A 24,428-nucleotide genomic window follows, 5' to 3' on the forward strand; every position below is an offset into this window, starting at 1 on the left:
AATGACAATTGGTTGGTATTTCGACAATAGTTATTCAAGATTACCAAAAACATTCAAAGAAAATATCAATCCTGTTGCAGTAAATGCACCAGAAATATTAATACTAAATAAAGATCTGGCAAATAAATTAGATCTAGATTTTTCAAATATTAATGATGACGACTTATCAAAAATTTTTTCAGGAAATATATTGCCTGAAGGGTCTAACTCTATAGCACAAGCTTATGCTGGTCACCAATTTGGTCATTTTACAATGCTTGGTGATGGAAGAGCTGTTTTAATCGGCGAACACCTGACCAAAAATAATGAACGATTTGATATACAATTCAAAGGTTCTGGTAGAACTCCATTCTCACGAAGTGGTGACGGTAGGGCTGTTTTAGGCCCAATGTTGAGAGAATATATAATAAGTGAAGCAATGCATTTTTTAAAAATACCTACTACTAGAAGTTTAGCGGTAGTTAAAACTGGTGAAGATGTGGTTAGGGAACAAATTTCACAAGGTGCAATTCTTACAAGGGTGGCCTTAGGCCATCTAAGAGTTGGAACATTTCAATACATTGCTGCAAAACAAAATATTAGTGATTTAGAAATCTTAATTAATTACACAATTGAAAAGTACTACCCCAATATAAAATCATCAAAGAATAAAGCATTAGACTTACTAAATGTTTTAATCGAAAAACAAACCCGACTTGTAATTGATTGGATGCGTGTTGGTTTTATTCATGGGGTTATGAATACTGACAATATGTCTATATCTGGTGAAACAATAGATTATGGTCCTTGCGCCTTTATGGATGTTTATGATCCTAAAACAGTTTTTAGTTCAATAGATCAACTAGGTAGGTATGCCTATGAAAATCAACCAAAAATTACCAAATGGAATTTAACAAGGTTTGCTGAATGTCTAATTCCTCTTATTAGTACCAATGAAGATGAAGCGATTAAATTAGCTACAGAAGCTCTAGATAAATTTGAACAAAATTATGAAATAAGATGGTTAAATATGATGAGAGATAAACTTGGGTTATATGGTGAAGATAAAGAAGATAAAAATTTAATTATGGAATTATTAAATTGGATGAATGAAAAAAAAGCTGATTATACAAATACTTTTATTTTTTTGATGAATAAGACAATTAAGAATTCTGAAGTTTATGATAATGCAGACTTTGATTTATGGAAAACTAAATGGATGAAAAGATTAGTAATGTTTGGTAACACTCATAATAAATCTATGGACTTAATGAGTTCTTCTAACCCAATGGTAATACCTCGTAATCACAAAATTGAAGAGGCTTTAACATTAGCTAATAATGGTGATTTAACCTTGTTTAATAAATTAACTGAAATTTTAAAAAATCCATATCAGGTTAATGAAAATGATTTAGAATTAATGTCCCCTGCTCCTCATAGTCATGTGAAGTATCAAACTTTTTGTGGAACTTAATTTTTTATAAAACGTACGGTTCTGGTCTAGCATTATTATCAAGAACTCTTTCAACAGAAAAATCACTAATATCAATCGTTTGATAAGATCCTGTAGAAATTAATTCAGTTAATGCTCTTCCTATTCCAGGGGCTTGCATTAATCCTCTACCGGTAAATCCTGAAGCCATATATACATTTTCATATTTAGGGTGTTTGCCAACTACGGCATTGTTGTCTAATTTATTACAATCATAATAACCAGCCCATCCACCAGTTAATTTTAATTCTTCAAAAGCAGGAATTCTTTGTGCTAATGCAGGCCATACTAATTCTTCAAAATCATTCCAAGCTGGTTCTAGATCAGTAGCATCAAATACTGAATTAGGTGAACCTGCTAAATACTCTCCACCCTCAGGTCTCCAGTAAACACCCGTTGTTAAATCTCCTGTTAATGGCATTTCTTTAATATATTTAGGACATTTAACTCTAAAAACTGTGTGTTTTTGTGGAACTACCGGAATATCTTTTAATAATTCTTTAGTCCAACATCCTGCTGCCGATATAATTGTTTTAGCTTTGATATCAGAAATATTTTTTACTTCGCCTTTGATAAATTCAGCACCTAATTCAATTGCCTTACTTTTTAAGGCGCTATGAAACATGAAAGGATCAATCCATCCCTCACTTTGGTTGTCAGTATAAGTTGCTGTTTCAATACCTTCACTATTTATATAAGGAAATATTTTTGATAGTTCAGAACCTTTGATATTTTTAGTTCCAGCTTCACAAGCTTCATGATTTTTTAAGGCTTCATATTGTTCCTTAGCATGCTCTGGGCCAAACATTAACAAGTAGCCATTTGTGACCATGCTTGCTGTAGGGTTTGGATTTTTTTCAGTTTTAAGTAATTCTGGTATTTGAAAAATAAATTCTCTAGCAAACTTTCCAAGTAATATGTTTTCTTTTTGAAAAAACTGTCTTCTAAATCCACCAAGGGACAATGGAAATGAAGCTGTTTTATAAGTTGGGTCTCTTTCTATAACTTTTACTTTTCTACCTTCTTTAGATAAAAAATAAGCTGTAGCAGTTCCAATTATTCCACCACCTACTATTACAACATCATCCATAATTTATTTTAATTTAATATGATTAAACTTATATTAAGAAGTAAAGCAAAGAGACACCAAAGTAAATAAGGAATCATTAAATAATAACTATACAAGTTGACACGCTTAAATCTAATTATGAGAATAATTATCAATAAGATTAAAATTACTAATACAATCATAGCTAAAACTATTTTATGAAAAACAAAAAAAACTATACTCCAAGTTGTATTAAAAATTAAATGAATGAAATAAAGGTAAATAGTGTTCATGTCTCTATTTTTACTATGCCAAAATTTCCAGATAGCAATTGTCATAAAAAAATAGAGTGTTGTCCAAACTGGTGCAAAAATCCAATCTGGTGGATTAAATGAAGGTTTGATGATTAAAGAATACCAAGGCTCTTTAAAACCTACGGTAGCTAAACCTCCTATTGCAGATGCAGAAAAAGTTACAAGAGCAAACAATAAAAAAGATAAGAATTTGTTTTTTAACATATTTCTATTATACAATAGAATATGGAAGATAAAAAAGTTATTTGGATAACAGGTGCAAGTAGTGGAATTGGTAAGGCTCTTGCAATCAAATTTGCAGAAAATGGGTGGATGGTTGCTGCATCTGCAAGACGTGAAAATTTATTAAATGAACTTAAAAAAATTAATCAAAATATATTTCCTTTTCCTTTGGATGTTACTGAAGTAGATGCATGTAAATTGGTCGCAAAAGACATAATCAAAAAATTTAATAATATTGATATCTGTGTGTTCGGTACTGGCATGCATGATCCAAAATCAGAGAAAAAATTCAATTTAGACAAGATAAGAGAAATAATGGAAGTTAATTATTTTGGAACCATGAATTCAATTAATTCAATCTATGATTATTTTTCTGAGACAAAAAATGGCCAAATATCTATAATTTCTTCTGTTGCGGGCTATAGAGGATTGCCTGCAGCTGGTGCATATTGTGCTTCAAAATCAGCACTTACTAGCTTTGCTGAAAGCTTAAACTTTGATATGAGAATGAAGAATGTGCGTGTTTCGTTAATCAGCCCCGGTTTCATAAAAACGCCTATGACTGATCAAAATGATTTTCCAATGCCCATGATCAAAACTCCAGAATTTGCTGCAGATGAAATTTATAAAGGATTAGTAATCAAAAAAAGTTTTGAAATACATTTCCCAAAAGCCTTTACCTATTTTTTAAAATTCCTTCAAATGCTACCTAGTAGTTTGTATTTTAAACTAGTTGCTAGAGGTATGAAGAAAATTGATTATTAATTTTTTTTAAAGAAAACTGTCAATTCACCAACTTTAAATCCAAACTTTGTAAGTGTAGCTCGATTAATTGCAACATCTTCATCCTGTTTAAAAATCCAATCATCAAAAGAAACTTTAATATTCTTTCCTTTAAATGGGACCATTAAATCGTACTCAAATTTAAAAGCTGATCCATATTGATAACCTTTAGCTGTACCCACAACATCGGGTGCCGTTCCTTCGTAATAATTTTGATCAATCTTTTTAATTTTCCATATACGATTTTGTTTTTCTCCGTCTGTCCAATAAAAATCTTCTTTAAGAGTTAAAATATCTCCTTCAAAACTACCTGTCATATCAGCTTTAAACTGTCTAGTAACTTTACCACTACGGTCTTGTAATAGACCCCATGCTTTAACCGGACCATTAAAATATTGCTCTATAGTCATAGTTGGTTCAGTATTTTTAAAATCTGTCGGTTTCATAGAGTTATTGTTTATACAACTTGCTGTAAAGAATAAAGCAAATATTAACACTGTTAATCTAATTATCTTTAAGTTTATCATGTAGCTCCTATAGTTATTTATTTTGTAGTGAAAATTGAATTAAGTCTATGTTTTTTGATTTAAAACCAGCTTCACAATATGAAAGGTAAAATTCCCACATTTTTTTAAATTTTAAATCAAAGCCTTGTTTTTTAATTAAGTCCCATTTTTTATTAAATATTTCTCTCCAAATAATCAAAGTCTCGGAGTAATGATTTGCATATGAATTATACTCACCAAATTTTAATCCATTTTTATCAACATAATTTTGTAATTCACTTTTTGAGGGTAAAAAACCACCTGGGAAAATATATTGTTGTATAAAATCTTTTCTATTTTTATATCTATTAAATAAACTATCATCGATAGTTATGGCTTGAATACCTACCGTACCCGAGGGTGTTAAATTATTTTTAATTGTATTAAAATAACTATCTAAATAGTTTTGACCTACAGCCTCAATCATTTCTATTGATGCAATATGATCATATTTATCCTTTAAATCTCTATAATCTTTAATTTGAATATTTACTTTTTCATTAAGTCCACATCGATGAATTCTCTCTTTAGCAAATTCATATTGTTTTTTGGAAATAGTAATACAATCTAATTTAACATCATAATTAGTACCTAAATACTCAGCAAAACCACCCCAACCACAACCAATTTCTAAAATTTTATTGCCACTTGAGGGTCTTATAAGATCAATTAGTTTTTGATATTTATTGTTCTGAGCTTCAAAAAGTTCTTGTTTGGGGCTTTCAAATATAGCACTGGAATAGGTTAAGGTTTTATCAAGCCATAATGAAAAAAAGTCATTTCCTAAATCATAATGTTTGGCAATATTTTCTTTACTTCTATTTTTAGTATTTTTTATAATTTTATTTTTAATAAAATTGATAAAAGGCAAATCGAAGATTCCAGAAAATTTATAAATGGTTTTTATATTCTTTGCTGTTAACTCAATCAAATCAGAAAGATTATTTGTTATAAAAAGATCTTTCATATAAGACTCTCCCAAACCAATACTTCCACTTTTAATCAAATTATAATTTAGGTTTTCATCTTTAATTTCTAAAAAAACTTTTAAATTTTCATCAGGGTTGCCAAACTTTAAAACTTCACCATTTACTTTTTTAATTTCAAGAAAACCATGTTTAATATTTTTTAATGCACTAAACACAATCAAATCTGAAATTTTGTAAATTAACATTAGTTTTCGATAGTAATATTATTCTTAATATTTAATTTTTTTTTATAAATTTAATTCCTTTTGTCCATAATTTAAATGCCTCATAATGTATCGCTATAATGATTTTGAATGTCATTAATGGATGTTTTAAATAAGATTTAAGTAGGTTTCTATTGGTCAATTCACTTTTAATACCATCTTGTGAAGCATATAATACTTTGCCAACTGGATCATTCAGATCAATTATTACAGATATTTTATTACCAGGTTTCAATAGTCTAAAAAAATAAATACAATTCATTTCTATAAATGGAGATACATGAAATTTCTTCTTACACATATGTTGAATCAGATTTTGATTTTTTTTGGTTTTAAAAACATAAACATGTTGCTCGCCAAATGTGTTTTTTACTTCATATAAAATAGATATTAGATCAAAATTTTTGTCGTAGACATAAAAAACACTTAATGGATTAAATACATATCCAAATATTCTTGGGTAACATAAAAGTTTAATATGAACATCGTTAGTATCAATATTATTTTTTCTAAGATTATCTAAAACCCATTCCTTAAGAGAGCTGCCATCTCTTGCTCCATGGTCTTTATCAAAGAAACTAATAATATTTAGTTTATTGTATGAAAATATCTTTAAAGTTTTGTGTAGTAAATCTATTTCCGATAAATCTATAAGAAGTGAAAATACATTGTAATTAAAACTATGAATTTTGGGCTTAAATCTTTTATGAATTACATTTCCTGTATAAATATAAGAATTTTTAATCATTAAGTGTTTTTAGCATATCAATAGAGGACTTTATTCCGTCCTCGTGAAAACCATAACCAAAATAACTACCACAAAATAAAATATGTTTTTTATTTTGAATTTTATGCAGGTTACTTTGATTGGTTAATGCTTCTGTATCGTAATAAGGGTGAGTAAATGCTACTTTTTTAAATATCTTATCATTTGGAATTTCTTTAAATGGATTTATTGTTAAAAAAATATTTCTATCTATCTTTAAATTTTGTAACTGATTTATCCAATATGTTACAGCTGTCTTTTCATTATTATTTGAATCCATTGAAGAATTCCAAGCACACCATGCTTTTTTATTTTTAGGCATAACGCTTTCATCAAAGTGTATTACTGCAGTGTTTGCTCTATATTTAAATTTCCTTAATATTGTCTCCTCGTCTAGTGTTGGATTATCAATTACCTTTAATGCTTCGTCTGCATGAGTTGCTATTACAACTTTATCATATTCAAAGAACTCATTTTCCTCCCCATAAAAAATTTTAGCGCCTAAATCATTTCTGGTGACTTTATTTATATTGTAATTCTTAAAATGTTCACCACTAACTTGGCCTATTATCTTATCGACATAAGTTTTGCTCCGATTTGTAACCGTAAACCATTGAGGTCTATCTTTAATTTTAAACAACCCATGATTCTTGAAAAAACTTAGAAAAAAAGATAATGGCATTTGTTTTGCTTCATATGGAGGCATCGACCATATTGCAGATACCATTGGTATAATATGATAATTAATAAAATATTCTGAAATTTTTATTTCTGTTAAATACTCCCCTAATGTTATTGAGCTAATTTTTTTAATTTCTATTTTTTCACAGTTTTTATAAAAGCTTAAAATTTCAAAAAACATTTTTAAGAATTTTGGATTAAATAAATTTTTTTTATTAGAAAAAATTCCACCTAATCCTTTTCCGCAATATTCTAATCCACTATTTTCTACAGTAACAGAAAATGACATATCACTTTTTTCAATCTCTATTTTATTTTCTAAAAAAAAATTAATTAAATTTGGATATGTTTGCTTATTAAAAACCATAAATCCAATATCTATTGGAATTTCTTTGTTAGGGTTGTAAGCAACCTTTATTGTATTTGCGTGACCCCCAAATTGATTTTCTTTTTCAAATAAATCAACTTTATGTTTTTTAGATAGGTAATAAGCAGCACTTAATCCTGATATACCAGCACCTACTACAGCAATTTTCATCGTAGTAAATATCTAAGCTGCTGTGTCTTCGTACTCTTCCATAGATGGACATGTGCAAAACAAGTTTTTATCTCCATAAACATTATCTACTCTACCAACTGGAGGCCAATATTTATTTGTTCTTAAAAACTCTGAAGGATAAGCGGCCTCTTCTCTTTCATACTTATGATCCCACTTATTGGATGTTAATTCAACGTGAGTATGTGGCGCATTCTTCAATGGGTTGTCAGTCTTGTCATATTCACCAGACTGAATTTTATCTATTTCTTGTTTTATCTTTATAAGAGTAGAACAAAACTTATCAATTTCACTCAAACTTTCGCTTTCTGTAGGTTCAATCATCATTGTACCAGCAACAGGCCAAGACATTGTTGGAGCATGATAGCCAAAATCAATCAATCGCTTTGCAATATCTTCTTCGGTGATCCCTGTTTCACTTTTTATCGTTCTAATATCAATGATACATTCATGAGCTACATTGCCACTTTTACCCTTATATAAAATTGGAAAAGAGTCTTTTAATTTATGGGCAATATAATTTGCATTTAGTATTGCAACTTGTGATGCTTTTCTTAGGCCTTCAGAACCCATCATCTTTATATACATCCATGAAATCGATAAGATACTTGAGCTACCCCAAGGAGCTGCAGATACCGCTCCCATTCCAGTTACTGGACCACAATCTTTTATCACAGAATGTTTTGGCAAAAATATTTCTAAATGTTTTTTACAGGCTATTGGTCCCATACCAGGTCCACCACCACCATGAGGTATACAAAATGTTTTATGCAAATTTATATGACAAACATCTGGTCCAAAATTTCCTGGTTTTGCAATACCTACTAATGCATTTAAGTTAGCTCCATCCATGTAAACTTGTCCGCCATGATTATGAATTAACTCACATATGTCAGTTATTTTTTCTTCAAATACACCATGTGTTGATGGATAAGTGACCATAAGGGCAGCTAAATTTTCTGAATGTTCTTCAGCTTTATTTTTTAAATCTTCATAGTCTACGTTTCCATATTGATCACATTTAACAACAACTACTTTCATACCAACCATTTGAGCACTAGCCGGGTTTGTGCCATGCGCTGAACTTGGAATTAAACAAACATTACGATTTGTTTCACCATTTTTTTCATGAAATTTACGTATTACCATTAGACCAGCAAACTCTCCTTGAGCACCAGCATTTGGTTGCAATGAAACTCCAGAAAATCCAGTAATTGATCTCAGCCAGTTTTTCAAATCTGTAAATAATTCTCTATAACCATCCATTTGCTCTACAGGAGAAAAAGGATGTGGCTGTGAAAATTCTTTCCAGGTAACTGGTATCATTTCTGCAACTGCATTAAGTTTCATAGTGCACGAGCCTAAGGCAATCATAGATTTATTTAAAGCAATGTCAGAGTCTTCTAATTTTTTTAAATATCTAAGCATTTCTGTTTCTGAATGATAACTATTAAAAACTGGATGATCTAAATAAGTTGAAGTTCTTAATAGGTTTTTTGGAATATTAGATAAACTTTCATTCATAGACTCTTTAATTGTTTCTGAACAATTAAAGATTTTTAGTAACTGATTTGCTCTAAAAAGATTTTTTCTCTCATCAAAAGATACTGCTAACATTTCAGAATTCACTTTTCTGATGTTTACTCCTTGATCTAAAGCATTTTTGTATATCTTCTCTGTTTTATCTAGAGTTTTTATTGTTACCGTATCAAAAAATTCATTTGAATAAAGTTCATAACCAGATTGCTTTAGTTTATCTGCAAAATTTTTAGTTAATTGAGAGACACTTTCTGCAATTTTTTTAATTCCTTGTGGACCATGATAGACAGCATAAGCTGCAGAAACTATTGCTAAAAGTGCCTGTGCAGTACAAATATTACTTGTAGCTTTGTCTCTTCTTATATGTTGCTCTCTTGTTTGAAGGGCAAGTCTATATGCTTTTTTTCCATGTCTATCTACTGACACACCTACTATTCTGCCTGGCATAGATCTTTTATATTCATCTTTTGTAGCAAAAAATGCTGCATGGGGACCACCATAACCCATTGGAATTCCGAAACGTTGTGAGCTACCAACAGCAATATCGGCACCTAACTCAGCAGGTGTTTTTAGTTTAGCAAGTGCTAACAAATCACATGCTAAAACAGCTTTTCCATTAAATTTATGTATTTTACTAATAGCCTCACTTGGGTCTTTAATATCTCCAAGAGTTCCTGGATATTGAATGATACCACATATAATATCTTCTTTAATATCTTTATCTTCGTCACCAACTATTATTTCTAGGCCTAAAGGTTCAGCTCTTGTTTTAATAACATCAATTGTTTGAGGATGACAATTTTTTGAAACAAAAACTTTTTTAGATTCAGACTTAGATATTCTATAACTCAATCCCATAGCTTCCGCTGCAGCTGTTCCTTCATCTAAAAGAGAGGCATTAGCAATATCCATTCCAGTAAAGTCAATTATCATTTGTTGAAAATTTAATAACATTTCCAATCTTCCTTGTGCTACTTCTGGCTGATAAGGGGTATAAGAAGTATACCATCCTGGATTTTCTAAAATATTTCTAAGTATTACATAGGGAGTATAAGTTCCATAATAACCCATTCCTATAAAGCTAGAATAAATCTTATTTTTTTTAGAAATATCTTTTAATTTTCTAAGTGCTTTATATTCAGAATTTGGATCACCAATATCTAAATCATCTTTAAGAAGAATTTTTTCTGGTACAGTATCTTTTATTAAATCATCAAGATTTTGGTATCCCAACTCTTTAAGCATAACATTTTGTTCATCAATAGATGGACCTATATGTCTTTGTATAAAATCTTTTTGAGCATTCTTTAACATTTAACTACCACTTTCTTTTGAAAATTTTTCGTATTCTTCTTTATTCATTAATGAATCCATTTCAGACTTATCAGTAATTTTTAATTTAAAAAACCATGCTTCATTTTCTGGATCAGAATTAACTTTTGCAGGATCGTCAACAATGGCTTGGTTATTTTCAATAATTTCTCCAGATACAGGAGTATAAATATCACTTGCAGCCTTTGTAGATTCTACAACTCCAGCATTGCCATCTTTAACTACTGAAGATCCTATTTCTGGTAACTCTACGAAAACAATATCTCCTAGCATTTCGGTTGCATGTTGTGTAATTCCTACAACAGCAGTGTCTCCATCTAACTTTATCCACTCGTGTTCTTTAGAATATTTTACTTCACTCATTTACTAGCTCCTTTCACATAACTTTTTTTATAAAATGGCAAATTACTTATAATTGCCGGATATTTTTTTCCTCTCACTTCTAAAAAAACCTTAGTATCAATTTTAGAAAATGAATTTTCTACATAACCCATTGCAACTGGGGCCTGAACACTCGGTCCAAAAGTTCCACTTGTAATTTCTCCAATATTTTTATCATCCTCACTAAATATTGAAGTTTTTTCACGGGCTATAATTCTTCCTTCTGGCTTAATACCTACGCGGATTTTACTTACTCCTTTCTCTATTTGAGATTTAATTTTTTCGCATCCAATAAATCCACCCTCAAGAATTCTTTTTTTTGATATCGCCCATTTTAAATTTGCTTCTACTGGGCTTTTATTAATATCCATGTCATGACCATACAAACAAAGTCCCGCCTCCAGTCTCAAGGTATCTCTGGCACCTAATCCAATTAAATTAGCCCCTTCATCTATGAGTTTTTGCACAAACACTTCTGCGTTCTCATTTTTGATCGATATCTCAAATCCATCTTCACCGGTATACCCTGATCTTGTGATATAAACTTCTTCTTTAAGATAATTAAACGTATCACCATTCATAAATTTTAGATCTGATACTCCATTGATTATCTTTTCTAGTATTTGGACTGCTTTAGGACCTTGAATTGCTATAAGCGATAGCTCTTCACTTAAAATCATTTCATACTTATCTTCTAACAATTTAGTTAAAAGTTTAAAATCTGTATTCTTACAAGCAGCATTTAATACAATGTTAAAACCACCTTCAACTTTTGTGATAATTAAATCATCATAAATTCCTGCTTCATCATTCATTAAAAAACTATATTTGGATTGATTTAATTTAGCCTTACTCAATTCAGCTGGAAAAATTTTTTCAAGATCTTTTGCCAACTTATCATCTCCTTTAATGAATAACTGACCCATATGGGACACATCAAAAATACCTGCATTTTCTCTTGTACTTTTGTGTTCCTCAATAATTCCTTTAGAATATTGAATTGGCATTTGATACCCAGCAAATGGAACAAACTTAGCTCCATGCTTTTGATGTAAACTGTAAAGTGCGGTTTTTAAAATATCCATATTAACTTACTGTACCCATCTGTATGTTTGCCTGAGAGTTTTATTCCGTCGGCGAGAACTTAATCTCTTTCCAGAGTTAATATGTTACGGTCCTTTTGCCTGAGAGATTCCTGGGTGGTTGCTCCTTCGGCGCTACGATTGTTTGTAGTCTCTCCCGTATATAAGAATAATCTACCAGATATGTAACAGAGTCAATTAATAATTTTTTCTTTTTTATTTGAAAAAAGTAGTGAGTAAAATTGCAATAATACAGCAAAAAGAATTACTCCTCCTCCGATTAAAGTAAATAAAGAAGGTCGTTCAGCTGCAAATAAAAAGGCCCACATTGGTCCCAACACAGATTCGGATAGCATGATTATACCAACCATTGCAGATGGTGTACTACGTGCACCCATAGTTATAAATATAAAACCAAATCCTACTTGGAAAAAACCTGCTGTAAAACCTAAAAATATATCATGTGAAGAAATCATAAGCTTCTCAGATAATAAAAATCCAATAAAGCATGAACTCACACCAGCTATAAATTGAGCTGGCACCATGTCAACTGTAGGAAATTTTCTAACAATTATAATTAAGACTGCAAATGTAATTGGCATGCTAAAAGCCGCTAAGTTTCCAGACATCTCTCCCGGTGATAAAGAATTACCTACCATTAATAGGACACCCGTAATTGCTAAAATAATTGAAGCTAAGGTAATAGATGAAATTGTTTCTTTTAAAAATAAATAACCAAATATTGCTAAAAAAAGTATTTGTGTCGAAATAATAAAATTAGTATTGGCAACAGTTGTATTATACATCGCAAAGACGTACCCACAAAAACCAAATGATAAAATAACTCCACCAATAAGTCCTGGTAAACCTGAATCGTAAAACGCTTTAAATAATTTTTTTTTATAAGTAATTATTAAAAAAAGTAAGACTGTAAGCGAAAAAAATAAAGATCTCCAAAATAATATTTGCCATAAGGTTGATCCTTCAAATGATTTAACAATCAAGCCTCCAAAACTTAAGCAGCAAGCTCCCATAAAAACTAATATAGGACCTGGAATTTTATTAATTACATTCATTTAAATATTTATTTGTATCCTCTGTGTATGCTTTAAATATATTCTGAGCTTCTTCAAGACTTACTTCCTTAAAATTTATAATAGTGCCTGGTGTTAATTGACCTACTCGATCTAAGTCTGCTGAAATAACAACACCTATTTTGGGATATCCACCTATAGTTCCGTGATCAGACAACATTACAATAGGGTTTCCATCAGCAGGTACTTGTATTACTCCTTTTACAAGACCTTCAGATTTTATATTAGAGCTAACAATGTTTTCTAACTTAGGACCACTAAGTCTAATGCCCATTCTATCTGCTAATTTTGTAACTGAAAATTCTTTGTTAAAAAAATTATTTTGAGCCTCTTTTGAAAAATAATCAAAATTGGTACCTTTAATAACTCTAATTATATTATCTGGAACTTCTTTATAATCAATTTCTATTTCTTCAATTTTTTTAAAATCAGAATTTTTTATAAAAATTTTATCTTTTATAGAATATTTTTTTCCATTATTTGGACCAACATTCGCCTTGGTATTTATAGAATAACTATTCCAAGTTTTTTTCAATTCTAAACCCCCACTAATTGATAAATATCCATAAGCAGTATTTTTTGTTGATATTAAATCAATTTGATCTTCGTCTTCTAAAATATAGTTTTTATAACAAACACCATTTTCAATGTTTGAATTTTTTCTAATTATCTTGAAAAGCACATCCCCAGTAACACTAAGATTAATTTTCCCATTTTTTAATTTTAGAAGTGGACCCTGATAAGCAAATTCAATAACAGCTTCATCTAAATTATTACCAACTAACTTATTGCTTAGTTTATAATTTCTTTGATCAATTGCCCCACTTACAGTAATACCCACATAATACATGTGATTTCTTCCTCTATCCTGAATCGTTGTGTTAACTCCTGATCTTATAATTTCAAAATATGAACTACTCATTCCAGTCTAGATACTCCTCCTTAGAAATTTGATAAAAGATCACTTTATTGCCTGGTTTAATTAAGGTTGGATCTAATAAATTTGATTTATCAAAAACCTTTTTTGGCGTGTTGCCGATAATATTCCAGCCACCAGGGCTTTCAAAAGTGTAAATATTTGTAAATTGTTCGGTTATGGCAACAGAGCCTTTTGGAACTTTTACTCTTGGCGTTTCCAATCTATCGCATCTGATACCTTTATTAACATCTCCTAGAAAAGGCATACCAGCAATAAATCCTGTCATGTAGCAAAAATATTCTTTACCAAAATATAGTTCTAATATTTTATCTTTATTTATATTCAATTTTTTAGTTAGCCTCAAAAAATCTAGTCCATACTCATCATCACAACAAACTGGTATTCTAATTTTTTGATTATTATCTTTAATATCTCTACTAATAGTTAAACCTTCTATAAAATTTTTAATTTTTTTATAGTTGGTTATAGATAAATCAAAATTAATGATTAATTTATTATAAGAGGGTGTTAAATTAATTATTCCTTCAATTTTTTTATCTTTTATTAATTTTGATATATGGTGAAAATAATCTATGACATTTCCATTTATTTTTTCATTAACTTCTGAGCCAAAATCGCAATATACCGCTGCATCACCAAGATTTGATATATTTTTAACCATGCCATGTTATACTAGAGAGTAAAGAGTATGGAAATTAATATCAATTGTGATTTAGGAGAAAAATCTAAGTTTCATTCTATCGAGAATGATCCAGAATTACTCAATATTGTAAATTCTGCCAACATTGCATGTGGTTACCATGCAGGTGATGAACAAACAATGGAGATGGTTATTCAAATTTCAAAAAAAAATGGTGTTAGTTTGGGTGCCCATCCATCATTTAAAGATCCTGAAAACTTTGGAAGAAAAAGAATGAATTTAAGCTCCTTAGAAATAAAAAAACTAATTTTTGACCAATATGAAATATTACAAAAAATTGCTCAAAAATATAATGAAAATGTTACTCATATTAAACCCCATGGGGCTCTTAATAACATGGCTTGTGAAGACCTGGAATTAGCTACAACTCTAGCAGTGGCAATAAAAGAGCTTAATAAGGATATTATTTATCTGGTACCAACGGGTTCGCAAATGGAAGTTGCTGCTAAGAAAAATGGTTTGAAAATAGCTTGTGAAATTTTTGCAGATAGAAATTATGAAGATAATGGAAATTTAATTTCTAGAAGTAAACCAAACGCTTTAATCACTGACCCTGAATTAGCAAAAAACCATGTATTGAGCATGGTTAAAAATCAGGCAATAAATTGTCTCAGTGGTAAACAGATACCTTGTGAGATTGACTCGGTTTGTATACATGGTGATAATGCAAGCTCATTGGCAACTGCAAAATCTATCAGAGATAATTTAGTTGATAATGGCTTAGAACTAAAACCTTTAAATAAAATGGATAAATTTAATTAAAATATGAAAAAACTTATTTATACTTTACTAATAATTATAGCTCTCACTAATAATTCATTTGCAGCAGGAAGTAGCAGTGATAGCGATTCTACTCCTAAAGCTTCAGACTACACAAAAGCAAAAAATTTGATTAACTCAGCTAAGAAATATGAAAAAAAAGGAAAAACTGACAAAGCACAAGAAAGATATGCTAAAGCACAAAAGCTTCTTTTAAAATCTAATGATGAAAAACCACTGCAGGCAGATACTTTAAATTATTTAGGTTTTACTACTAGAAAACTTGGAGATTTTGAAGGAGGTGAAAAATTTTACTTACAAGGCCTAGAAATTGAACCTAATCATAATGGAATAAATGAGTACCTTGGTGAGCTTTATGTAGTTACAAACCGAATAGATATGGCTAAAGAAAGGTTAGAAGTTTTAAAATCTTGTAATTGTGAAGAATATGAGGAACTAAAAGAAATTATCGACGGATCAAAGAAGTCTAAATATTAAAACATTGAATTAAAATAATTATTTAATATTATAAAAAAATCTTGATCGAAGAATTCATAATTTTAACTCAAATCATATTTATAGATATCATCTTAGCAGCTGATAATGCTATTATTATTGGATTAATTGCTGCTAACTTTGTACCAAAAAATAGAAAGCAAATAATTCTCTGGGGTGTTGCTGGAGCTTTAGTTTTTAAAATTATTTTTGCTCTTTTTGCTACTTACTTATTTGAATTTTATTATATTAAAATTTTAGGTGGACTACTTCTAATTTGGATTGTTAATGATTTAAGAAAAGATTTAGTTGAAATGAAGAATAAGATTAAATCACCAGTAAAAAAATCAACAGAACCTTCATTTGTAAAAAGTATTTATAAAGTTTTATTTGCAGATATTACAATAAGTTTTGATAACGTTATTGGGGTAGTTGGTGCTGCAAAAGGTCATTTTGGCTTCATGATATTTGGTCTTGTTTTATCTGTGGTATTGACTGGAGCATTAGCTACTTATTTAGCTAATTATATTCAAAAAAACTTATGGATAGCCTATGTAGGGCTTGGTTTTATTTTAATAGTAGCACTTCAGTTAATTATTGGTGGATTAAATGATTATGGTGTCTTATCGATTAATGAAACTTTTAAACAATATTTCTAATTAACTTCAAAAATTTTTCCAAACCCAACAACTGGATCTTTATTTCCAATTAAGTTTAAAGTGTCCCAAATTAATGTTTGATTACTTGATAAAACTATCTTGTTCAATTTTTTTTCAAGTTGATCTATTATTGATAAGACTGGCAATGCAGTGCAAGACACAAATAATGCATCACTATCTTCTAGATCTATTTTGGATAAAACTTCAAATAAATAGTCTTCATCAACTTTTCCAATATCTAAATCAGATGCAATATCAAAATAAGTTAAAGAATTAACGCATACGTTTTCTTTTTCAAAGTAACTAACTACAGAGTCGTTTATTGTATTTGTATAAGGTGTAAAGATAGAGATTTTATTAATACCCATTACATTTAAAGCTTTAATTGCAGAAGTTATAGGAGTTGTCACTTTTGCTTCAGGCTTAGCTAAATTTACTTTATCTTTTATCACATCATACCCAGCAGCAACTGTCCCTGACGTACAACCATATGCAACACAATCTATTTTTTGATCTGGTAAAATATCTTTCGTAACATCGGTAATGTCATCAGCCATTTTAGCTAATGTTTCATTGGTTAGAGGGTTATAACAATGAATCCGGTTAACATAGAGATCTATATCTCTTCCATAGATCACGTTATTAAAATCCTTTTCAATTCTAAAATCACTACCCAGCGTTATAAGACCAATTCTTGGGTTCGATTTTGAAATGTATTTTGGCTCAACCTTGTTTAATTTCATAAATTATCTGTAATATTTGGATTAAATATATATTGAATAAAGAGTCTAGTTAAAATAAAGTTTCAAAAAAGCGTACATAACTCGTCGTTACTAAAGTTTAAACACTAAAGAATACGAAAGTGGGATCAGTCGTCTTTAAATTTAACTATTTAAGGGGATTTGAATGAAATTTGGATATTTTTGTAACACTACTAACTGGAACCATAAACCATACGATCAATTATTAAATGAAACCCAAGAAATCACTACTTACTGTGATGAAAATAATTGGGACTCTATTTGGTATACCGAACATCACTTTAATCATGAAGGAATGGAGTCTTGTACAAATCCTTTAATGATGGGTGTGGATGCAGCCGCAAGAACTAAACAAATTAGAATTGGTCAAGCTTGCAATGTAATTACATTTCATAACCCTATCCGTCTTGCAGAAGACATTGCTTTACTAGACCAGTTGTCAGGTGGAAGAGTTGATGTTGGTATTGGTAGAGGAATATATGGAAGAGAAGCTATCAACATGAACAAAGAGGCTGATTTAAAAGATCAGGCAAAAAATTTTAGATTGTTTGATGAGTCATTAACCATAATGAAAAAAGCATGGACTGAAAAATTTTTTAGTCACCAAGGTGAATTTTATAACTACCCTACACCTGGATTTAATTGGCAACATGACATGAGTCCACCTAGTGAAGAATTTCTTGATACAAAAACTAATGAAATAAAAAAAATTAGTATAGTACCAAAACCAAAACAACTACCTCATCCACCTATATGGCAGGTTGTTGATGGTGCAAGATCAATTGAATGGGCAGCGCAAAATGGATTGAACACCATAATGTGGATACCAACTGTAAAAGCTTTAAAAACTAGATTTGAAATTTATAGAGATGCAAAATCAAAAACTGAAAATAGAGAAGTACCGCTTGGAGAAGGTATATCTTTAGTTAGAGATATGTTTGTTGCAGAAACTATGGAAGAAGCTGAAAAATTAGCTGGCGAACATATTATTAATTACATGAAGTGGGTTTGTCATTGGAGGGGTTTGGGTAATCATATGGATCCAGGAGAAGAATTGCCAGAAACAAATCACAAATTAGATTTGCTTAATTATGACTTTCTACATAAAAGAAATTTATTATTTGGAACACCGGAGTATGTTGTTAATAAAATAAATGAATTAAAGTCTGAATTAAATTTACAAAACCTTCAAGTTTGGTCTAATTTTCCTGGAATAGATCATGAAGCTTGCATGAGAAGTATAAAGTTGTTTAATGATGAAGTTATACCAAAGATTAATTTAGACAATTCAAGTATAGAAAAGGCAAGTTAATGAAATTAGAGCTTAGAAAGTTTACAAAATTTGTAGATAAGACTTTTATTGAAGGCGGTAAAGAAGCTAAAGAACCAGTTTTAATGGTTTCTGTTGCTGCTGTATTTAAAAATCCATGGAATGGAAAAGGTTTTGTTGATGATCTTAAACCAATAATTTTAGATTTAGCACCTAAGTTAGGTGATATTTTAGTTCCAGAGCTTATAAAAGAGATTGGCTCACCTGAAAAAATTTTAGCATATGGAAAAGCTGGTACGGTCGGGCTTGATGGTGAAATTGAGCATGCATCCGCATTTATTCATACATTAAGATTTGGTAATAAATTTAGAGATGCAGTTGGGGGGACATCTTATTTGAGTTTTACCAATACCAGAGGTCCAGCTGGATCAAAAATGTCTATTCCAATGATGCATAAAACAGATTCAGGTCTAAGGCCTTATTATTTAACTCATGAATTCACAATTCATGATGCTCCTTTTGATGATGAAATTGTCATAGCAATTGGTGGAGCCTCCACAGGTAGAGCTCATGCTAGAACAGGTGATCGTTATCAAGACATGAAAGAAATGGGAATAGATCCCAAATAAATTAATGTTTCAAAATTTTGATCCCAATCAAAATTATTATTCATTTATTGATAATAATACAGTTCCTATAGTTTTTATTCATGGAGTTGGACTTGATCAGCGGATGTGGGAACCCCAAATTGAAGCTTTCAAAGAATATTCAATAATTACATATGATTTATTGGGGCATGGAAAAACTATTCTTAATAAAGAAGATGTAACATTAGATGATTTTTCAAACCAACTAAAATCGATATTAGAATATTTGAAAGTGGATAAGATTAATCTTGTCGGTTTTTCTTTAGGCTCTTTAATTGCGCTAAATTTTGCCTCTAAATTTCAAGACAAACTAAATAGCCTTGTTGTAATAGGCACAACATATAAAAGAACATCAGAACAAAGGTCTTTAGTTATAGAAAGATTTGAACAGGCTAAATTAAACAAACCTATTTCAAAACAAGCCCTAAAAAGATGGTTTACTGATCAATACTTAAATGATCATCCAGAAACTTATAATCAATTTATAAAAATTTTAACAAAAAATAAAAAAGATCATTTAAACTTTTTAAAAGCTTACAAGTTATTTGCTTATCATGAGGATAATAAAGATATAATTAAAAATATTAAAACTAGGACCCTTGTGATGACAGGTTCAAATGACTCAGGATCTACTGTCGAGATGTCAAAATCCTTATCTAATGATTTAATAAACTCAAGTTTTATTGAGATAAATAATGGAAAACATCTTTGTAGTATAGAGTGCGCAGATGATGTTAATATCAATCTTAAAAATTTTATTAATAAATAAATGACAAAAATTCAAAACTTTAAAATGTATATAAATGGACTATGGGTTAATTCAGAGTCTGGAAAAAAAATAGAAACTGTAAATCCAGAAAACAACGAAGTTTGGGCAACTGTCCCTGAAGCTAACGAAAAGGACGTAGATAAAGCAGTTAAGGCCGCACAAAATGCTTTTGAACAATCTTGGTCAAATTTACACCCAAGAGAAAGAGCTAAATACTTAAGATCTCTTGCAGATCAATTAAGACAAAATGCTGAACATCTTGGTACAATAGAAACAATTGATACAGGAAAAATTTTTAGAGAAACAAAAACACAAGCTAACTATATTGCTGAATATTATGATTATTTTGCAGGACTAGCCGATAAAGTTGAGGGAACAGTTGTCCCAATTGATAAACCAGACATGCAAGTAACAACTACTAGAATACCTATTGGTGTTGTTGCTGCAATAATTCCTTGGAACTCCCAAATGTTATTAACTGCAGTAAAACTAGCACCCGCATTAGCAATGGGTAATACAGTTGTAATAAAAGCTTCTGAACTAGCTCCTGTAACATTATTAGAGTTTGCAAAACTAGTTGAAAAATCAGGTATACCCAAAGGTGTTGTAAATATAATTACTGGTCTAGGTGAGCCTTGTGGTAAAGCTCTAACTACACATGACCTTGTAGAAAGAATTGCTTTTACAGGTGGTCCTGAAACTGCAAAACATATTGTTAAAAATTCTGCAGAAAATTTATCGCAAGTAAGCTTAGAACTTGGTGGAAAAAGTCCTGTTGTCGTATTCGATGATGCCGAACAAGAGAACGCACTAAATGGAATTACTGCTGGTATCTTTGGTGCAAGTGGTCAAAGCTGTATTGCAGGATCACGACTTTACATTCAATCTAAAATTTATGATGACTTTTTAAATAAGCTAATAGCTAAGGCTGAAAAAATAAAATTAGGAGCTCCTATGGATAATGAAACTCAAATGGGACCTTTAAATAGTTATAAACAACTAGAAAATATAGAAAAAAATATCAAAGCTACAATTGAGCAAGGTGGAAAAATTAGATGCGGTGGAAAAAGGTCCAATATATCTAGTAAAGCTTATTATTTTCCAGCTACAATTATTGAGTGTGAAAATCATAATTTGCCTACAGCAGAGAATGAATTATTTGGTCCAGTTTTATCTGTTATGAAATTTGAAACAGAAGAGGATGTGATTAAATTAATGAATGATAATAAATATGGCTTATCTTCTGGAGTTTATACCTCAAACTTCGGAAGAGGTTTGAGAATATCAAAAGCAATTAGAGCTGGAATTACTTTTGTAAATACTTATAGGTTAATTTCACCCATGGCCCCGTTTGGAGGAATTAAAGATAGTGGATATGGAAAAGAAGCAGGAATTGAGTCAATTAAAGAATACACAAGAATAAAAACCACATGGTTAAATTCATCGGATAAACCAATGACTGATCCATTTACAATGGGTTAATTTTTTGACTGTCAGACATTATTTTTTAGTTTTATTTATCATGTTTCTTTTTGGAAGTTCTTATCCAATTAATAAACTTGCATTAAACACATCCCTCACCCCTGTATTGGCAGCCTCATTGAGAATGTTTATACTTTTTGTTTGTCTTGTTCCTTTTTGTAAATTTAAAATCCCAAACAAAAAATACTATCTGCCTTTAGCAGGTTTTTCTTTATCAATGGGCTTTGGTGTTTTTATTTTTTTAAATTTATCTCTGCAAAAAGCAACTATGGTTGCTCCTATAATTATTGGAGCTCAACTAGCAATACCCTTTGCAGTTCTTGCAAGCTCTTTATTTTTAGGTGAAAAGGTAACTCCTAAAATGTGGGTATTAATATTTATTTCTTTTTTTGGAATTTTTTTAATTGGTTATGATCCAAATTTAAAAAGTGAAATTTTTGCAATTTTTCTTTGTGCAATTTCTGCTTTTTTCTATGGTCTTGCGAATGTGTTTTCTAGATATATTAAAGATATAGATGTTAAATTAACCAACACAGTTATGGGCTTTACTGGTTTTATACTGCTTTTTCTTTTTTCCATTTTTTTTGAAGGAAACACAGTTTATCAATTACTAAATATTGATTTTTATACTTGGCTTTTATTACTCCATAATGGGGTGATGGTTTCTGTAATTGCACACACCTCATTATTTTATTTATATAAATTTTATTCAGTAAATAAAATTATGCCCTTTTATTCTTTATTTCCAGTATTTGGCCTAATCCTAACGTTCTTTATATTCGGAGAAATCCCAACTCTACTTAGTGCGATTGGCGGTTTAATTATAATATTTTCTGTATATAGGCTTCAAAAAATTAAATAATTCTCCTATTGAAAATTTGTTTAAATAGTCTTTAATTTGATTTTTATAAATTGTTAACAATCAAAGAGGAAAATAATGAAAAAACTATTTATTGCTGCTTTTATATTCGTTTCTACTTTTACAACGAATACATTCGCAGAAGTTAAAATGGGAATCATTTTAGGATTTACTGGTCCTATTGAATCTCTAACACCAGCTATGGCTGCATCAGCAGAGCTTGCATTTAAAGAAGCTTCTGATTCAGGTTCACTATTAGGTGGAGAAACTATTTCAGTAGTAAGAGCAGATTCAACTTGTGTTGATTCAGCAGCAGCAACAGCAGCAGCAGAAGGTGTTATTGCACAAGGTGTTGCAGCAATTATGGGTGCTGACTGTTCAGGTGTAACTGGTGCTATTGCATCTAATGTTGCTGTACCAAATGGTGTAGTAATGATTTCACCTTCAGCAACTTCTCCAGGACTTACAGCTTTAGATGATAAAGGCTTCTTTTTTAGAACAGCCCCATCTGATGCTAGAGGTGGTCAGATTTTAGCTGATATTACTAAAGACAGAAAAATCAAAAGTGTAGCAATTACTTACACTAATAATGACTATGGAAAAGGTTTGGCTGATGTTTATGAAGCAGCTGTAAAAGCTCATGGTATTAAAGTAACAACTGTATCTGCACACGAAGATGGTAAAGCAGATTACTCATCTGAAGTAGCAACTTTAGCTTCAGCAGGTGGTGATGCCGTAGCAGTAATTGGTTACCTAGACCAAGGTGGAAAAGGAATTATTCAAGGTTCTTTAGACTCTGGAGCATTTGATAAATTTATTTTATCTGATGGTATGATCGGTGACTCATTAACTGAAGCTTTTGGAAAAGATTTAAATAAATCTTTTGGTTCAATTCCTGGTTCAATGAATAAAAAAACAGCAGGTACTTTTGCCTCTGTTGCTAAAGCAGCAGGTATAGACTCATCTGGACCTTACACTGGTGAATCTTATGATGCGGCAGCTTTAATCGTTCTTGCGATGCAAGCAGGTGGATCAGCAGATAGAGCTTCTATTGCAAAAAATGTAATGGATGTTGCTAATGCCCCTGGTACTAAGATTTACCCAGGTGAACTTAAAAAAGGTTTAGACTTACTAGCTAAAGGTAAAAAAGTTGACTACGAAGGTGCAACTGGTGTTACTTTTACTAACGTAGGTGAAGCTGAAGGTTCTTTCCTAGAAAAAGAAATCAAAGGTGGAAAATTCAAAAATAAAAAACAAAGATAATTAAAATCTTAATTTTAAAACCCTCAGCAGTGAAAATTGCTGGGGGTTTTTTTATTTAAAAATTACTAATAATCCTAAAAAGACCGAATATCGAAATTAATATAAGAAAATAAAAAACAACTTTTCTATAAGTTTCCTCTTTACTTTTAACGAAAAATTTATCACCAATATAAACACCTATTGGCAAAATAATAATCAGTGGAATAGTTCTATAAATAGTTGTGAGATCTACAATTCCTGCAAAAAAACTAAGAGTAAATGCATAAATATCTGTTAAAAAGAATAAGGCTGCTAATGAACCTCTAATTACTGCTGGTTGAATACTTGTAACTAATAAAAAAAGTGCCACAGGCATTCCACCTAATGTGGTTAATCCATTTAATGTTCCAGAGACTATTCCAGTAATAAGCTTTCCATAATTATTATTAATTTTTTTATTCTCATATCCTTTCATTAATAAAAATGAAAAAAATATAACTAATGCGCAAACTGACAGGTGTGTTGTATCTGGAGATAAATACTTCAATAAATAAAGCCCAATAGGTGACCCAATGATTATTCCTATCAATAATTTTAAAACAAAATTCCAGTCTATTTTGTTCCATATATATGGAACCATAAAAATACTAATAATAACCTCAAGTATTAGAATAATTGGGACTATCTCTATTGCTGGAAGAATAAAAGAAAAGCCAGAAATACATGTTGCGGAAAAGCCAAAGCCATTAAAACCTCTTATAATAGATGCAATAAATACGGTAAATATTACAAAATAGATTTCAATTAAACTCAGTTGAAGATTAGATAAAAAATCCACT

At 30.3% G+C, this 24,428-nt stretch carries 25 protein-coding genes and 1 riboswitch; of the genes, 11 read left to right on the forward strand and 14 right to left on the reverse strand.

Features of this window, described 5'->3' with window-relative positions; genetic code table 11:
• Position 1: 1 nt before the first annotated feature.
• Positions 2 to 1,453, forward strand: a complete 1,452-nt coding sequence (locus tag AC5SLN_RS04570; RefSeq protein ID WP_494592949.1) for a protein adenylyltransferase SelO — start codon at positions 2 to 4, stop codon at positions 1,451 to 1,453.
• A gap of 4 nt (positions 1,454 to 1,457) precedes the next feature.
• Here AC5SLN_RS04570 and AC5SLN_RS04575 read toward each other — a convergent pair whose 3' ends face one another.
• Positions 1,458 to 2,561 (reverse strand): NAD(P)/FAD-dependent oxidoreductase, encoded by a 1,104-nt coding sequence (locus AC5SLN_RS04575; RefSeq protein WP_271486788.1) that lies wholly within the window; start codon positions 2,559 to 2,561, stop codon positions 1,458 to 1,460.
• An 8-nt stretch (positions 2,562 to 2,569) separates the two neighbouring features.
• Entirely contained in the window at positions 2,570 to 3,037 is a 468-nt protein-coding gene (locus AC5SLN_RS04580; RefSeq protein WP_011281859.1) for a TspO/MBR family protein, read from the reverse strand.
• A gap of 21 nt (positions 3,038 to 3,058) precedes the next feature.
• On the opposite strand from AC5SLN_RS04580, the gene AC5SLN_RS04585 reads away from it, so the two are divergent.
• Complete coding sequence (locus tag AC5SLN_RS04585) at positions 3,059 to 3,820, forward strand: SDR family NAD(P)-dependent oxidoreductase (protein WP_494592951.1); 762 nt, start codon at positions 3,059 to 3,061, stop codon at positions 3,818 to 3,820.
• Here AC5SLN_RS04585 and AC5SLN_RS04590 read toward each other — a convergent pair.
• From AC5SLN_RS04590 to AC5SLN_RS04635, 10 genes are all read right to left on the reverse strand, one after another.
• The gene (locus tag AC5SLN_RS04590) at positions 3,817 to 4,365 is read right to left on the reverse strand and encodes a DUF3833 domain-containing protein (RefSeq protein WP_018413933.1); all 549 of its coding nucleotides are present in this window, start codon (positions 4,363 to 4,365) and stop codon (positions 3,817 to 3,819) included. The genes AC5SLN_RS04585 and AC5SLN_RS04590 overlap by 4 nt on opposite strands.
• A 13-nt stretch (positions 4,366 to 4,378) precedes the next feature.
• Entirely contained in the window at positions 4,379 to 5,557 is a 1,179-nt protein-coding gene (locus tag AC5SLN_RS04595; RefSeq protein WP_494592953.1) for a class I SAM-dependent methyltransferase, read from the reverse strand.
• A 31-nt stretch (positions 5,558 to 5,588) separates the two neighbouring features.
• On the reverse strand, positions 5,589 to 6,323 hold the full coding sequence (locus tag AC5SLN_RS04600) for a DUF1365 domain-containing protein (protein ID WP_494592955.1): 735 nt from the start codon (positions 6,321 to 6,323) through the stop codon (positions 5,589 to 5,591).
• A complete protein-coding gene (locus AC5SLN_RS04605; protein ID WP_494592957.1) occupies positions 6,316 to 7,560 on the reverse strand; it encodes an NAD(P)/FAD-dependent oxidoreductase in 1,245 nt (414 codons plus the stop codon). Before AC5SLN_RS04605 ends, AC5SLN_RS04600 begins: the two co-directional genes overlap by 8 nt.
• A gap of 12 nt (positions 7,561 to 7,572) precedes the next feature.
• A complete protein-coding gene (gene gcvP, locus AC5SLN_RS04610; protein WP_494576431.1) occupies positions 7,573 to 10,431 on the reverse strand; it encodes an aminomethyl-transferring glycine dehydrogenase in 2,859 nt (952 codons plus the stop codon).
• Positions 10,432 to 10,812: a glycine cleavage system protein GcvH gene (gene gcvH, locus AC5SLN_RS04615; RefSeq protein ID WP_006997244.1), complete on the reverse strand. Its 381-nt coding sequence runs from the start codon at positions 10,810 to 10,812 to the stop codon at positions 10,432 to 10,434.
• The gene (gene gcvT, locus AC5SLN_RS04620; protein WP_494592959.1) at positions 10,809 to 11,915 is read right to left on the reverse strand and encodes a glycine cleavage system aminomethyltransferase GcvT; all 1,107 of its coding nucleotides are present in this window, start codon (positions 11,913 to 11,915) and stop codon (positions 10,809 to 10,811) included. Before gcvT ends, gcvH begins: the two co-directional genes overlap by 4 nt.
• A 77-nt stretch (positions 11,916 to 11,992) precedes the next feature.
• Positions 11,993 to 12,082, reverse strand: a riboswitch (glycine riboswitch).
• A 24-nt stretch (positions 12,083 to 12,106) separates the two neighbouring features.
• Complete coding sequence (locus AC5SLN_RS04625; protein WP_011281851.1) at positions 12,107 to 12,988, reverse strand: DMT family transporter; 882 nt, start codon at positions 12,986 to 12,988, stop codon at positions 12,107 to 12,109.
• Positions 12,975 to 13,928: a 5-oxoprolinase subunit C family protein gene (locus AC5SLN_RS04630; protein WP_494592961.1), complete on the reverse strand. Its 954-nt coding sequence runs from the start codon at positions 13,926 to 13,928 to the stop codon at positions 12,975 to 12,977. Before AC5SLN_RS04630 ends, AC5SLN_RS04625 begins: the two co-directional genes overlap by 14 nt.
• Positions 13,921 to 14,607 (reverse strand): 5-oxoprolinase subunit B family protein, encoded by a 687-nt coding sequence (locus AC5SLN_RS04635; protein ID WP_494592963.1) that lies wholly within the window; start codon positions 14,605 to 14,607, stop codon positions 13,921 to 13,923. The genes AC5SLN_RS04630 and AC5SLN_RS04635 overlap by 8 nt, the downstream gene beginning before the upstream one ends.
• Before the next feature lie 27 nt (positions 14,608 to 14,634).
• Between AC5SLN_RS04635 and AC5SLN_RS04640 the strand changes: the two genes are divergently transcribed.
• The 3 genes from AC5SLN_RS04640 to AC5SLN_RS04650 are packed head-to-tail and all read left to right on the forward strand — an operon-like array spanning position 14,635 to position 16,559.
• A complete protein-coding gene (locus AC5SLN_RS04640; protein ID WP_494592964.1) occupies positions 14,635 to 15,408 on the forward strand; it encodes a 5-oxoprolinase subunit PxpA in 774 nt (257 codons plus the stop codon).
• Positions 15,409 to 15,411: 3 nt separating this feature from the next.
• The gene (locus AC5SLN_RS04645) at positions 15,412 to 15,903 is read left to right on the forward strand and encodes a tetratricopeptide repeat protein (RefSeq protein WP_494576441.1); all 492 of its coding nucleotides are present in this window, start codon (positions 15,412 to 15,414) and stop codon (positions 15,901 to 15,903) included.
• Between the two features lie 41 nt (positions 15,904 to 15,944).
• The gene (locus tag AC5SLN_RS04650; protein WP_006997251.1) at positions 15,945 to 16,559 is read left to right on the forward strand and encodes a YjbE family putative metal transport protein; all 615 of its coding nucleotides are present in this window, start codon (positions 15,945 to 15,947) and stop codon (positions 16,557 to 16,559) included.
• Here the strand turns inward: AC5SLN_RS04650 and AC5SLN_RS04655 are convergent.
• Positions 16,556 to 17,302, reverse strand: a complete 747-nt coding sequence (locus tag AC5SLN_RS04655) for a maleate cis-trans isomerase family protein (RefSeq protein WP_494592966.1) — start codon at positions 17,300 to 17,302, stop codon at positions 16,556 to 16,558. The two genes, AC5SLN_RS04650 and AC5SLN_RS04655, sit on opposite strands and share 4 nt — an antisense overlap.
• Positions 17,303 to 17,465: 163 nt before the next feature.
• On the opposite strand from AC5SLN_RS04655, the gene AC5SLN_RS04660 reads away from it, so the two are divergent.
• From AC5SLN_RS04660 to AC5SLN_RS04685, 6 genes are all read left to right on the forward strand, one after another.
• On the forward strand, positions 17,466 to 18,632 hold the full coding sequence (locus tag AC5SLN_RS04660; protein ID WP_494576445.1) for an LLM class flavin-dependent oxidoreductase: 1,167 nt from the start codon (positions 17,466 to 17,468) through the stop codon (positions 18,630 to 18,632).
• Positions 18,632 to 19,219: an amino acid synthesis family protein gene (locus AC5SLN_RS04665; RefSeq protein ID WP_494592968.1), complete on the forward strand. Its 588-nt coding sequence runs from the start codon at positions 18,632 to 18,634 to the stop codon at positions 19,217 to 19,219. The genes AC5SLN_RS04660 and AC5SLN_RS04665 overlap by 1 nt, the downstream gene beginning before the upstream one ends.
• 4 nt (positions 19,220 to 19,223) lie before the next feature.
• Positions 19,224 to 20,006 carry an alpha/beta fold hydrolase gene (locus AC5SLN_RS04670; protein ID WP_494592970.1) on the forward strand — a complete coding sequence of 261 codons (783 nt, stop codon included), beginning with the start codon at positions 19,224 to 19,226 and terminating at the stop codon, positions 20,004 to 20,006.
• Positions 20,007 to 21,488: an aldehyde dehydrogenase gene (locus tag AC5SLN_RS04675; RefSeq protein WP_494592972.1), complete on the forward strand. Its 1,482-nt coding sequence runs from the start codon at positions 20,007 to 20,009 to the stop codon at positions 21,486 to 21,488.
• Positions 21,489 to 21,492: 4 nt separating this feature from the next.
• A complete protein-coding gene (locus tag AC5SLN_RS04680) occupies positions 21,493 to 22,350 on the forward strand; it encodes a DMT family transporter (RefSeq protein WP_034400316.1) in 858 nt (285 codons plus the stop codon).
• Positions 22,351 to 22,425: 75 nt separating this feature from the next.
• Positions 22,426 to 23,610 carry an ABC transporter substrate-binding protein gene (locus AC5SLN_RS04685; RefSeq protein ID WP_006997938.1) on the forward strand — a complete coding sequence of 395 codons (1,185 nt, stop codon included), beginning with the start codon at positions 22,426 to 22,428 and terminating at the stop codon, positions 23,608 to 23,610.
• A gap of 55 nt (positions 23,611 to 23,665) precedes the next feature.
• Here the strand turns inward: AC5SLN_RS04685 and AC5SLN_RS04690 are convergent, their stop codons facing one another.
• Positions 23,666 to 24,427 (reverse strand): sulfite exporter TauE/SafE family protein, encoded by a 762-nt coding sequence (locus tag AC5SLN_RS04690; protein ID WP_271616801.1) that lies wholly within the window; start codon positions 24,425 to 24,427, stop codon positions 23,666 to 23,668.
• Position 24,428: the final 1 nt, after the last annotated feature.

It is taken from the genome of Candidatus Pelagibacter sp. PS_31 (assembly GCF_059417865.1).